At 72.4% G+C, this 12,138-nt stretch carries 9 protein-coding genes; all 9 read right to left on the reverse strand.

Annotated elements, in window-relative coordinates; translation table 11 throughout:
• Positions 1-35: 35 nt before the first annotated feature.
• The 9 genes from ACYQ1K_RS09770 to ACYQ1K_RS09810 all read right to left on the reverse strand — a co-directional run bounded on the left by ACYQ1K_RS09770 (position 36) and on the right by ACYQ1K_RS09810 (position 12,119).
• Positions 36-2,255, reverse strand: a complete 2,220-nt coding sequence (locus ACYQ1K_RS09770) for a [protein-PII] uridylyltransferase (RefSeq protein ID WP_459982665.1) — start codon at positions 2,253-2,255, stop codon at positions 36-38.
• Between the two features lie 25 nt (positions 2,256-2,280).
• Positions 2,281-2,619 (reverse strand): P-II family nitrogen regulator, encoded by a 339-nt coding sequence (locus ACYQ1K_RS09775; RefSeq protein ID WP_459982667.1) that lies wholly within the window; start codon positions 2,617-2,619, stop codon positions 2,281-2,283.
• Between the two features lie 144 nt (positions 2,620-2,763).
• Complete coding sequence (locus ACYQ1K_RS09780) at positions 2,764-3,102, reverse strand: P-II family nitrogen regulator (RefSeq protein WP_459982668.1); 339 nt, start codon at positions 3,100-3,102, stop codon at positions 2,764-2,766.
• Complete coding sequence (locus tag ACYQ1K_RS09785; protein WP_459982669.1) at positions 3,099-4,388, reverse strand: ammonium transporter; 1,290 nt, start codon at positions 4,386-4,388, stop codon at positions 3,099-3,101. The genes ACYQ1K_RS09780 and ACYQ1K_RS09785 overlap by 4 nt, the downstream gene beginning before the upstream one ends.
• A 152-nt stretch (positions 4,389-4,540) precedes the next feature.
• The gene (locus tag ACYQ1K_RS09790; protein WP_459982671.1) at positions 4,541-7,234 is read right to left on the reverse strand and encodes a bifunctional glycosyltransferase/CDP-glycerol:glycerophosphate glycerophosphotransferase; all 2,694 of its coding nucleotides are present in this window, start codon (positions 7,232-7,234) and stop codon (positions 4,541-4,543) included.
• A 79-nt stretch (positions 7,235-7,313) separates the two neighbouring features.
• Positions 7,314-9,716, reverse strand: coding sequence for a glycosyltransferase family protein (locus ACYQ1K_RS09795; protein WP_459982672.1), 2,403 nt, complete (start codon positions 9,714-9,716; stop codon positions 7,314-7,316).
• 6 nt (positions 9,717-9,722) lie between these two features.
• On the reverse strand, positions 9,723-10,862 hold the full coding sequence (gene ftsY / locus ACYQ1K_RS09800) for a signal recognition particle-docking protein FtsY (protein ID WP_459982674.1): 1,140 nt from the start codon (positions 10,860-10,862) through the stop codon (positions 9,723-9,725).
• 46 nt (positions 10,863-10,908) lie between these two features.
• Entirely contained in the window at positions 10,909-11,877 is a 969-nt protein-coding gene (locus ACYQ1K_RS09805; protein ID WP_459982675.1) for a hypothetical protein, read from the reverse strand.
• 50 nt (positions 11,878-11,927) lie between these two features.
• On the reverse strand, positions 11,928-12,119 hold the full coding sequence (locus tag ACYQ1K_RS09810; protein WP_459982676.1) for a hypothetical protein: 192 nt from the start codon (positions 12,117-12,119) through the stop codon (positions 11,928-11,930).
• Positions 12,120-12,138: the final 19 nt, after the last annotated feature.

Raw genomic sequence — 12,138 nt, forward strand, 5'->3', positions numbered from 1 at the left:
GTCCTCGGATCAGGCGGTGGGATCGACACCCAACTCTAGAGGGACTCCCCTGAAAGAGCCGCACGGACGGCGTGAGCGGCCTCGGCGGCCCGCTGGTCGCTGAGCACACCGGCGGACGCCTCCTGCAGGTAGAACACGTCGACGGCCTGAGGGCCGAGCGTGTCGACGTGGGCGGACCGGACCGCCACGTCGTGCCGGGCGAGCGCCGCGCAGACGAGGTAGACGACGCCGGGCCGGTCGGTGGCGCGCACCTCGAGGACGGTCGCCTGGGTGGAGGCCTCGGGGCGCACGGCGACGCTCGGCGCGAGCGTTGCGGTGTCGGCGGGCCGCAGGCGCACGTCGGGGTCGATCCGCCGGTCGCTGATCGCCGCGAACCGCTCCCGCAGCACCTTCGGGTCCAGCTGCTCCTCGTCGAGCTCCCACACCGACACGCCGTAGGTCTCCTGCGCCCACGCGCGTGCCGCCCGCACCCGGAGGCGCTGCATCGCGAAGGTCGCGGCGATGTCGGCCAGCAGACCGACCCGGTCGGGGGCGATGACCGTCACGCGCGCTCCGTCGGCGGCGACCTCGACCTCCCACCACGCCTGGCCCTTGCGGACCTGCCTCGGGATCTTCACCGGGTCGGCCACGACCGCCGGCAGTGCCGATCCGACCTCGAGCGCGACGCGCGCCCGCCGAGCCAGGTCGAGGATCAGCGCGGAGCGCCAGGTCGACCAGGCCTTGGGGCTCGTCGCCCGGGCGTCGGCCTCGGTGAGGGTGGCCAGCAGGTCCAGGGCCTCGGCGTCGGAGACATGCGCGGTGACCGCGGCGATCGTGCTGGGATCGTCGGGGTCACGGGTGGTCGCGACGGACGCCAGGAGCAGGTGCCAGCGCACCAGCGTCTCCACCAGGGCGACCGCTCTGGCGTCGAACCCCATCCGCGTCGCGATCTCCCGCGCCACCGGCGCGCCCGCCACGCTGTGCTCGGTCAGGCTCCCCTTGCCGATGTCATGCAGGAGCGCAGCCACCATGAGCACGTCGGGACGCGCGACGGTGCGGATGAGGCTCGCCGCCTCGATGCAGGTCTCGACGACGTGCCGGTCGACGGTGAAGCGGTGGATCGCGGAGGCGTGCGGCAGCAGCCGGATCCGCTCCCACTCGGGGAGCAGATGGTCGACCGCACCGGTCTCGTCCAGCGTCTCCCACACCGCCCGCAGACCGTGCCCGGACGCGAGCAGGCGGACGAAGAGACGCAGCGCCTCGGGCGGCCACGGCACCGGCAGCAGCGCTGTCTCGCGGGCCAGCCGCGCCACGGTCGGCGGGGCCAGGACGACGTCGTGCTCCGCGGCGAGCGCGGCGGCCCGCAGGAACAGCAGCGGGTCGTCGGCGGGACGGGCGCCCGGCGCCAGCACCACCTCCCCGCCGGACAGCGCCACGCCCGGACCCAGCGGCGTCAGCTCGGGACGACGGGGTCGCACGCCGACTGGCCGCGCGAGCGCGGCGTCGACGCGCCGCCAGGTGAGCCGGGACAGATGCGTGATGCGCCGCCCGAGCTGACGCACGTGCACCTGAGCACCGCGCTCGTCCGCCAGACCCAGGCGCTGCGCCAGCTCGCCCCACATCTCGGGGGCGACCCGGTCGGTGGCCCGTCCGGCGATGTCGTGCACATGGTCGCGCACGTCGAGCAGATCCTGGCGCCGCGGCTCCAGGTCGGTGTGCGGCACGTCCACGAGCCAGGTCGCGACCAGAGCCTTGAGGATCGTCGCATCGCGCAGACCACCTGCGGCCTCCTTGAGGTCGGGGACGCTCGCGTGCGCCAGCTCGCCCAGGAGCTCATGGCGCTGCGCGACCAGCCTGTGCAGCTCGGGGAGGCGGGCGCGGGCGTTCCGTCTCCAGTGCGCGAGCATGGTGGCCCGGAGCCGAAGGGTGAGGTTGGGGTCGCCGGCGAGGTGTCGCACGTCCAGGAGGCCGAGCGCCACGCGGACGTCGGCGTCGGCGGCGGACACCATCTCGGGCAGCGACCTCAGGGAGTGGTCGAGGTTGGCTCCGGAGTCCCACAGCGGGTACCACAGCCGGGTTGCGGTCTCCCCCAGCTCGACGCCCTCGTCGTGGACGAGGACGACGTCGAGGTCGGAGTACGGCGCGAGCTCGCCGCGGCCGTAGCCGCCGACCGCGACGAGCGCCGCTCCTTGCGTGGGACCGCCCGAGTCGTCGTACGCCTTGGAGCACAGGTCGTCGGCCGCGGCCGTGCGTCGGGCTCGCTCGGCGGCGGTCATGCGCGGATCCTTCGCTGAGAGGGTGTTAAAGCGCCGCGTCGTCGCGGTCGCCCGTGCGGACGCGTACGACGCCCTCGATGGTCTGCACCCACACCTTGCCATCGCCGATGCGACCGGTCTGGGCGCTGCGCAGGATGGTGTCGACGACGACGTCGGCGTCGCCGTCGGGCACGACGATCTCGATGCGGATCTTCGGCACGAGCGCGACGTCGTACTCGGCGCCGCGGTAGACCTCGGTGTGGCCCTTCTGCCTGCCGTAGCCGCTGACCTCGCTGACCGTCATGCCGGTCACGCCGACGGACTCGAGAGCGACGCGGACGTCCTCCCACTTGTGCGGCTTGATGACCGCGGTGACGAGCTTCATGGTTCTCCTCACGATTCGCAGGCCCCCGCGTCGCGGGGCCGGTCAAGAGACCGGTGCGCCGATTGTGCCGGATGTGCGGTGCCGGTGTGCTGGATGCGGCACGACCCGGCTCCCGTGGGAGCCGGGTCGTGTCGAGATGTGTCGCTAGATGGCGGCCGCGTCGCGGTCGCCGGTGCGGACCCGGACGACCGTCTCGACCGGGCTGACCCACACCTTGCCGTCGCCGATGCGGCCGGTCTGGGCCGTCTTGACGATGAGGGCCAGCACGTCGTCGGCGTCGCCGTCCTCGACGACGATCTCGATGCGGATCTTGGGCACGAGGGCGATGTCGTACTCCGCGCCGCGGTAGACCTCGGTGTGGCCCTTCTGCCGGCCGTAGCCGCTGACCTCGCTGACCGTCATGCCGGTGACGCCGAAGGTCTCCAGCGCCTCGCGGACATCCTCCCACTTGTGCGGCTTGATCACCGCGGTCACGAGCTTCATGCGAGGACTCCCGACCCGGCGACGACGTCGTAGGCGGTCTCACCGTGCTGGTCGGTGTCGATGCCGTCGACCTCGGCCTCGTCGGTGATGCGCCAGCCGATCGTGAACTTGATGGCGAGGGCGAGGCCGCCGGTCAGGATGCCGGTCCAGACGACGGTGAAGAGCGCCGCGAGGAACTGGACGACCAGCGGGGCAAGGCCGCCCCCGTAGAAGAGACCGTCGATGCCTCCAGGAGCGCTTGCGCTCGAGACGAGGCCGATCAGCAGGGTGCCGACCAGACCGCCGACCAGGTGGACACCGACGACGTCGAGCGAGTCGTCGTAGCCCAGCTTGTACTTGACGCCGACGGCGACGGCGCACAGGGCACCGGCGACCGCGCCGACGACGATCGCGCCGGTCAGCGTCACCGCACCACAGGCCGGGGTGATCGCGACGAGGCCGGCGACGATGCCCGAGGCGGCACCCAGCGAGGTCGCCTTCCCGTGGAGGAAGCGCTCGACCAGGAGCCAGGCCAGCATGGCGGCCGCGGTCGCGATCGTCGTGTTGAGGAACGTGACCCCGGTCTCGGTCATGAACTGCTTGATGTTGTCGGCCTCGGTCTTGCCGGTGAAGACGATGGAGCCGACGTTGAAGCCGTACCAGCCGAACCACAGGAGCCCGGCGCCGATCATGGTCAAGGTGAGGTTGTGCGGGCGCATGGGGTCGCGACCGAACCCGATCCGCTTGCCGATCACCAGCACGAGCACCAGTCCGGCGATACCGGCGTTGATGTGCACGACCGTGCCGCCGGCATAGTCCTGCGGACCGTTGCCGCCGCCGCTGAACGTGCTGAGCTGGCTGTAGAGCCAGCCGCCGCCCCACACGTTGTGGGCGACCGGGAAGTAGCACAGCGTCAGCCAGGCGGGGACGAACACGACCCAGGCGAGCAGCCGGACGCGGTCGGCGATGGCGCCGCTGATCAGCGCCACGGTGATCGCCGCGAACGTCATCTGGAAGATGACGCCGATGTAGCTGCCCCAGCTCACCCCATCGAGGCCCCACATGGTGAAGGGGTTGGCGATGAGCTTGCCGTTGCCGTTGCCGACCCCGTCGCCGCCCCAGCCCTCCGACCAACCCCAGAGCACGAACACGATCGCCGCGATGCCGAACGCGACGAACGACATCATCATCATGTTGAGGACCGACTTCGACCGCGTCATGCCGCCGTAGAACAGCGCCAGCGCGGGCACGGTCATCATCAGGACGAGCGCTGTCGCCACCAGCATGAAGGCGTAATAGCCGTCCACAGAACCTCCCAAAGACATCCCACGGCGAGGGGTCCGCCCCGGACTCGGCCCACTCGCCCTACTTGCGGATCACCTTCGCGGCTGGAGGTTTCGACGCACGCCGCTCGATGTTGCGGTGACGTAACTGCCTGCGCTGGCCGGTTAACGTCACGTTACGGACGTAAACCGCTCGAGGGCGCGTGGTCCTCGCTCGCAGGTGCCGCGACGGTCGGCCCCGACGTGCCTGGGACGGGCGCCACGACCGCGTCCCGCGGGGCGCGGCGCGTCGAGGCCAGCAGGAAGTCGGTGACGCGCCGTGAGGCGTGTCCGTCGCGGAGGGTGAAGGTCGCGGCGGCGCGAGCGCGGTAGGCCGGATCGGGGAACGGGCCGGCCTCGATCATCTCGACGGCGGTGCGGACCACGTCGTCCGGGTGCTCGCGCACGGGCCCGAAGCCGTCGCGGACGTAGTCGAAGTAGTCCGGACGGCCGACGTGGCTCCCGAGGGTGCGGACCCTCTCTGCGTCGAACTGGTAGTAGAGCACCGGCCGCTCGACGTAGCCGGCGTTGAACGCCATCGAGGAGTAGTCGGTGATCATCAGGCGACACCGGGCGACCAGCGCGCGCACGTCGGTGCCGGCGTATCTGATCGGCTGGACGTGCGCGGGCAGGTCCAGCCGGTCCAGCAGCGGCTGCATGTTGGGGTGCGGCAGGAAGGCCAGCCGTAGCCCGTGCCGCTCGCACGCCTCGGCCAGGTCACGGTCGGCGAGCAGGCCCATCCACGCCTGGACGAAGTCGGACTCGACGGCATCGGTCTCGAGCCGTCGGCGATGGGTGTCCTTGCGCGGGCGATCCACGAGCCAGGCACGCCACGTCGGCGCGACCAGCACGAGGTCGCGCTCCTCCGGGGCGACCTCGTTCGCCTGCTCGCGGAGCCGGTCGAAGCGGGGCAGCTCGCTGAGGACGACCTCCTTGGACGTGAACCGGTAGCCCGACCCGTCCCGGACGATGGAGTCGTACTCCGCCGGCGTGCTTGTGACGAAGGCGTCGATCGGCTTGCGGTTGAGCCAGCCGGACAGGTCGTCCTTGATCACGCCGTGCTGCAGGAAGGCGAACCGCCACGTCGGCGCGGTGAAGGCGAGGGGCTGCGGGCGCAGCAGCACGTTCTCGGCGTGGGAGGAGACCAGCCACGTCGTGTTGAGCATGAGCAGCTTCCAGCGCATCGAGCCGAACGGCACGACGCGGCGCCCGACGTCACGACGCAGCCGCTGCCAGTCGGGGGTGCCCTCCTCGACGGTGAACCAGGCGTTGACCTCAGGTCGCTCATGGCGCAGGTAGCGGAACAGATGCTCGGCGCTGTCGTCGGCGTCGTGGGCCCGGTCCACCAGCAGCCAGGCGTCGCCGTAGCGCCGCCGGACCAGGCGGGTGCGCGCGAGGCGGCGCAGCAGCCGCTCCTTGCGCCCGGCGCGCCGCCGCGCCTCGGGCACCGCGGGGCTCCGGCGAGGTGACAGCAGGCGCTGCAGCTCCCCTGGGCGGAGCGTGACCGGGGCCGGCTGGACCGGCTCGCCGACGATGGGCAGGTCGCGCGCGTCCAGCTGCAGCCGCGCGCTCTCGCCCGCGGGAAGCCACAGGATCCGCTCGCGGACCCGGACCTGCTCGAGCGCGACGATGTCGCGGTGCTTGGCCTGGAGCGGCCGGACCTCCTGACCGCCGGCCCACACTCGCTCGGACGGGGGCTCGCCGACGTAGAGGTAGGAGAGCTGGACCAGCCCGGTCACGGCGTCGTACGCCGTCAGGACGGCCTGCTCGCTGTGCCACGGCTCGGGCCGGTAGCCGTGCGCCAGCAGCGCCCGCCACTCCGGCTTGAGGCGGCGCCAACGGAAGCCGTCGATCACCTCGACGTCGAGGAGCTCGGTGATCTGGCCCAGCAGGCGGTGGAACGTCTCGGCGATCTCGCCCTTGGCGGCGATGTCCCCGTCGCGGGCATCGTGGCGCGACAGGGTCCACGACAGGTCGTAGATCACCTGCTCCTGCACCCACTGCGGCACGCGGCCCCCATGGCGACGACTCGCCCGGCGCAGCAGGTCCAGGTGACCGCGCTCGGGCACGATCGTGTAGCGGCGGGGGTCGTCGTAGCTGGTCTGCAGCGTCGAGGAGTCGTCCGCCCGCCTGCGGTAGTGGTAGCGCGCCGAGGCGACGAACGCGACCAGGGGCCCGCCGGTCCCGGTCGGCGGCGGAGCAGCCGGCTGCGGAGCGGTCGGCGGCGATCCCGTCTCGAGCAGGTAGCGGCCCACGAAGTGGGCGTCCTCGAACGTCGGCCGGATCTCCACGTCGAAGCGGAGACCGGCCTCCTCGATCCGGTCACGCCGGAAGCAGCCGGCGTTGACGCTGCCGAAGAAGTAGTCGCCGAGCACCGACAGGTCCACGAGCCGGTCGCCGTCGGCGAACCGGTCCCGCATCGGGTGGGTGTCGCTCAGCCGTCCGCTGCCGTCGTCGAGCACCCAGAGCGCGCCAGCGACGGCGTCGGTCTCCGGATGGTGGGCGAGGAAGGCGCTGACGGCGCTCAGGTACGTCGCGTCGAGCCGGTCGTCGGGGTCCGGGAACAGCACCCAGTCCCCCGTCGCATGCTCCAGGCCGAGGTTGCGCGCGCTCCCCTGACCCGCGTTGCTCTGACTGAGCACGGTCACGTCCAGGTCGGTGCGCTCCGCCCAGCGACGCAGCCGCTCCAGGCTGTCGTCGGAGGAGCCGTCGTCCACCGCCACGACCTGGATCCGGTCGTGGGGATGGTCCTGCGCATCCAGCGAGGAGAGGAAGTCGTCGAGATACCGGGCCACGTCGTGGACGGCCGTGACGACAGAGAACGCGATCACTCCGCAGCCCTTCCGCCTTCGCTCGAGTGGTCCGGACGAGTATGCCAGCAGCGGGGTCGAGCCCCGGTCACGGCGCGACTCACCAGGGCCGCCGGCCCACCGCCTCGTGGGCCGCGGAGAGGAGCACCTCGGCCCGCGCGCGGAACGAGTGCTCGCGTCGTACGCGCTCGGCGACGGCGACGCGGGTGGCCTCGTCGGCGAAGACCTCGTGCCGCCTGGCCACGAGACGCCGCAGGTCCTCCGGGGTGCGGTAGACCTGCACGGCCCCGCCGAAGGTCTCGTTCAACCCCGCGACCTCGTCGCTCACGACGCGCGCACCGCTCGCGACGGCATCGAAGAGCCGGTTGGACAGGAAGCCCTCGCGCCGCATGTCCTCGAAGTGGTCGTTGAGGACGACTCCGGCCGAGCGGTAGGCGGCCGAGACGCGCGTGTTGTCGAGATAGCGGCCGGCGACCTGGTCGGGCCTGAGGAACTCCTCCCATCCGACTCCGTAGATCTCGAGGTCGAGGTCCGCGGCGAGGGCGTCACGGACGATCGGGCGGAACTCGCCGCGGGTGCTGCCGACGAAGAGCACCTCGGCTCCGGAGTCGGGGTCGGCCGAGTCGGGTCCGAAGCGGTCCGGGTCGGTCGCCTGCAGCAGCGGCTGGATCGCGATGCCCCACTCCGCCGACCGCCGCCCGGCCCACGAGGCGCTGGCCGCGAACACGGCGTCGTAGCCCTGGAGCTCCTCCGCGGTCACGGTGTCGGGGTGGGAGATGACCCAGGCCAACGTCGGATGCTCGGGCGTCGGGCGGGCTGCCAAGGGTCCGCGGATGAGGACCGCGACGTCGTCGTGCCGGACGGTCGGCCGCTCCCACGTCTCGGCCCGGTCGACCACGACCTGCTGGCCGAGGCTCCGCAGGGCCTCGGCGAGGCCGTCCACGAAGTGGATGTCACCCCACGCGGTCGAGTGGGCCGGTGTGGGGTTCTTGATGGCCCAGCGCAGCGGTCCGGGCCGGGTGTGGAAGCGCGCCTCGCGCACGAGCAGCGGCTGGGGCACCCGCAGCCGCGGTGCCAGCGACTCGTCGGCCCGCGGTCCGCGAATGTCACGGTCGACGACCCGGAAGCCCGCGGCGGCCCAGAGGGCGACGTCGTCGCCCCTTGCTCCTGCATCCCCGTCGGCGAGGATGCGGGTCCGGTCGGCCTCGGAGGTGGCCTCGTCTCCCGGTCGCTCGCGGCGCAGCGCCGCCGCCTCGGCGACGACCCGGAAGTGCCCGCCGTGTCGCTCGACGAGGCGCCTGCACAGGTCCAGATCCTGGACGAGACCCTCGCCCCGACCTGCACGGGCACCGTCGCCCGCAGCCCCGCCCGGACCGCCGAGTGACTCGTCGAGGCCGCCGACCTCGAGGAGCTGCGTGCGGCGTACGGCGATCGCGGCGGTGCTGACGGCGGCGAACGACAACGGCCCGATCCGCATGGCGTCGTCCAGGGGGAACCCGCGCAGGAAGTCATGGGGCAGCCCACCCGGCGGGAACGCGTAGCCTGCTGACCGGATCAGCCTGTCCGCGGAGATCAGCACCGCCTGGGCGCCCAGCACCGCCGGGTCGGCGAGCGGCTCCAGAAGCGGCTCCAGCCAGCCGGGTGGAAGTGCGACGTCGTCGCCGAGCAGCACCACCGTGGCCCCGCATGCGCGAGCCAGGGCGCGGTTCGTCGCGTACGCCGGCCCGCGCATGGAGCCGCCATGGATGACCTGGACTCCGGGGAAGCGGAGGGGAAGCGCCTCCAGGGCAGCCGCAACCTCTGCGCGGGAGCCGTCGTCCCAGACGACGCACTCGACCCGGTGTCGCTCCGCTGCTCCGTGGGCCATCGCCGACTCGACCGCGGCCGTCGCACCGCCCGCGTCGCCCGACGCCACGACGATCACCGAGACGAGCGACTCCTCCGCGGCACCGGACTCCCCCGCGGCACCGGGCTCGTCTCCCGCCGCGGCGCCGGGCTCGTCTCCCGCCGCGGCGCCGACGACCGCCGTACGCCGCTCGCGCAGCCAGTCGCGCAGGTCCCCGTCGAGCCAGTCGTTGGCCGTGAGCCCCGCCGCCGCCCCGACCTCCACGTAGTGCGCGGTCGGGCCGCCGGGGTAGGTCGCAGCCTCCGGGGCGAGACCGACGTAGCGGGCGGTGTCGAACAGCACGTGCGTGGACGCCCGGTAGGTCTCACGGCGCAGGTAGAGGCCGAGGGGGTCGCCCGCGCCGAGCCGACGCAGACGAGCCGGCCCCCACTGCGAGCGGACGTAGTCGGGGTCGAACAGGGGGTGCGGATGGTGCCCCGCGGCGACGCCGACGTCGAGGTAGTGCCGCACGGCCGTGCGCCGGTCGAGCGGGCGGCCGACCTGCGCGGAATACCACTCCTCGTCGAAGAGTGGGCTCGCCAGCAGCCGGCGCTCGTCCTCGGTGGGCTCACCCTTGCGCAGGCGCCGGCGAGCGCGGGCGAGGATCCCTCCCGCCACGTCAGCTCAGCCGAGCAGGGCGTCGACGAACGCCTCGGCGCTGAACGGCGCCAGGTCGTCGGGCCCCTCGCCGAGGCCGACGAGCTTGACCGGCACGCCGAGCTCGCGCTGCACCTGCACCACGATGCCGCCCTTGGCCGAGCCGTCGAGCTTGGTGAGCACGATGCCCGTCACGTCGACGACCTCGCTGAAGACCCGCGCCTGGATGAGCCCGTTCTGCCCGGTGGTGGCGTCGAGGACGAGGAGCACCTCGGTGACCGGCGCCTGCTTCTCGATGACGCGCTTGACCTTGCCGAGCTCGTCCATGAGGCCCTGCTTGTTCTGCAGCCGCCCCGCGGTGTCGACGAGGACCGTGTCCACGCCTCGCTCGACCCCGTCCTTGACAGCCTCGAACGCGACGCTTGCCGGGTCGCTTCCCTCCGGCCCGCGGACGACCTCGACGCCGACCCGCTCACCCCAGGTCGCCAGCTGCTCCACGGCGGCGGCACGGAAGGTGTCCGCGGCACCCAGCACCACCGAGCGGTCCTCGGCGACGAGGATCCGGGCGATCTTGCCGACGGTCGTCGTCTTGCCGGCGCCGTTGACACCGACGATCAGCACCACCCCGGGGACGCCGTCCTCGCCGCTGACGCGCAGCCGGCGGTCCATGGCCGGGTCGACCAGCGCCACGAGCTCCTCGCGCAGGACCGCGCGGGGGTCGGCCGACGCTCCGCCTTCCACCCGCAGCCTCGTGCGCAGCCGCTCGACGAGCTCCTGGGTCGGCGCGACACCGACGTCGGCGGTGATGAGGACGTCCTCGATCGACTCCCAGGCGTCCTCGTCGAGGCGGTCGCGGCTGAGCAGCGCGAGCAGCCCGCGGCCGAGCGCACCCTGCGAGGAGGCGAGCCGCTGACGCAGACGCACCAGCCGCGAGGCCGTGCCCTCCGGCCGCTCGAGGGTGGGGGTGAGCACCTCGGGCGTGACCGGCTCCGGGGGGGCCGGCGCCGCCGGGGTCTGCGTCACGACGTCGGGCCCAGCCGGCCTCGTGGGGGCCGGCGGCTCGAGCGTCGTCGGCTTCCTCCCCCTGCGGCTGGTGGCGACCAGACCGACGGTCACGGCCGCCAGGACGATCACGGCGATCGCGATGAGGAGGGCAAGCGTCGTCATGAGCCCATCCAATCAGAGGCGCGGAGGCCGACCAGCATCCGTCGGCTCACGCAGAAGGGGTCTCCTCGGGGGCCTCGATGGCGCTCGCAACCGTCCCGTCCGCGGCGGCCGGCTCGGCCTGTGCGGCGTCGGTCGCAGGCTCCGGCACGACGCCGTCCTTCGGGTCGAGGCCGTGGGCGACGACGATCCAGTAGTCCGCCTCCGCGTTGGCGCCTTGCTGGATCAGCCCGTCGGCACCGAACTGGTGGAAGTGTGCGACGTCGATGTCGTTGAAGCGCACGGTCGAGGCCCACCGCACATGCATCTCGAACTCGTCGAGCGACCAGTCCGTCACGTGGTGGTGGTTGTGCTGGGAGCCGTGGTAGACGGGGTTGGGGAACGAGGCGACCATGTTGTCGACGGCTCGCCAGCCGATCCGAAGCGCTCGCTGCGCCTTCTCGAGGTGCTCGATGTTCTCGAACCAGACCGCCCAGTCGGCCGAGGGAAGGGCGTCCACCGTGAGATCGTGGCCCCACGTCAGCGAGTGCGGACCCGGCCAGTGCGGCTGCTCGTCGGGCGTCGGCTTCCACAGGTCGAACCCGCGCACGCGCCGTGCGGTCCACGACAGCATCTCCGAGCCGTAGCCGGTGCCACACCCCAGATCGAGCACGTCCTTGCCCGCGACGAACCCGGTGGCGAACGCGTAGCGGTTGATGTGCTCGGTCATCACCGCCGAGGAGTCCATGCCAGGGAAGGCACGCTCCGGCGTGTCGAGGTCCTCGCCGCCGAGGAGCTTGCTGCCGCGCCACCCGGTGTAGGCCTCGGCGCCGGCGCCGAACTGGTGCGGCACCTCGGCGACCTCGGCGATGTAGGTCTTCAGATGGTCTCGGTCCGCACGAACGCGACCCAGACGCTCCTTCAGCTCCGCGATCTTGCGCTCTCGACTGTCGGCGAGATCGCGCCATCGGTCCCGGTCGTCACGAAGGCGGGCGACGGGGGGAACTCGTCCGGCGAGGTCGCGAAGGGTCGACAGCATCCGCACAGGCTAACGGAGCCGATGCGCCGCCCCGTTCGCGGTGGGTCCCGTCAGAGTCGGGGGCTCCAGGCCTGCTCGTCGGAGGGCTCGATGAGCGGGGCGGCGTCCGCCGCCTTCTCGAGGGCATCGCCCAACCAGGGCGCGCCGGGGACCGTCTCGCCCCGATGCGGGAAGGCGGCGTAGACGAGGACGAGCGCGGCCAGCACGAGGATCACGAGCATCGAGATGACGATCAGGAGCACGGGAAAGTCCCTCCGAGTA

The organism is Nocardioides sp. AN3, assembly GCF_054653495.1.

Excerpts from the sequence above, each read along its gene's own strand:
- ACYQ1K_RS09770 (WP_459982665.1), bottom strand. The coding sequence starts at position 2,255 with ATGACCGCCGCCGAGCGAGCCCGACGCACGGCCGCGGCCGACGACCTG.
- ACYQ1K_RS09775 (WP_459982667.1), bottom strand. The coding sequence starts at position 2,619 with ATGAAGCTCGTCACCGCGGTCATCAAGCCGCACAAGTGGGAGGACGTC.
- ACYQ1K_RS09780 (WP_459982668.1), bottom strand. The coding sequence starts at position 3,102 with ATGAAGCTCGTGACCGCGGTGATCAAGCCGCACAAGTGGGAGGATGTC.
- ftsY (WP_459982674.1), bottom strand. The coding sequence starts at position 10,862 with ATGACGACGCTTGCCCTCCTCATCGCGATCGCCGTGATCGTCCTGGCG.
- ACYQ1K_RS09805 (WP_459982675.1), bottom strand. The coding sequence starts at position 11,877 with ATGCTGTCGACCCTTCGCGACCTCGCCGGACGAGTTCCCCCCGTCGCC.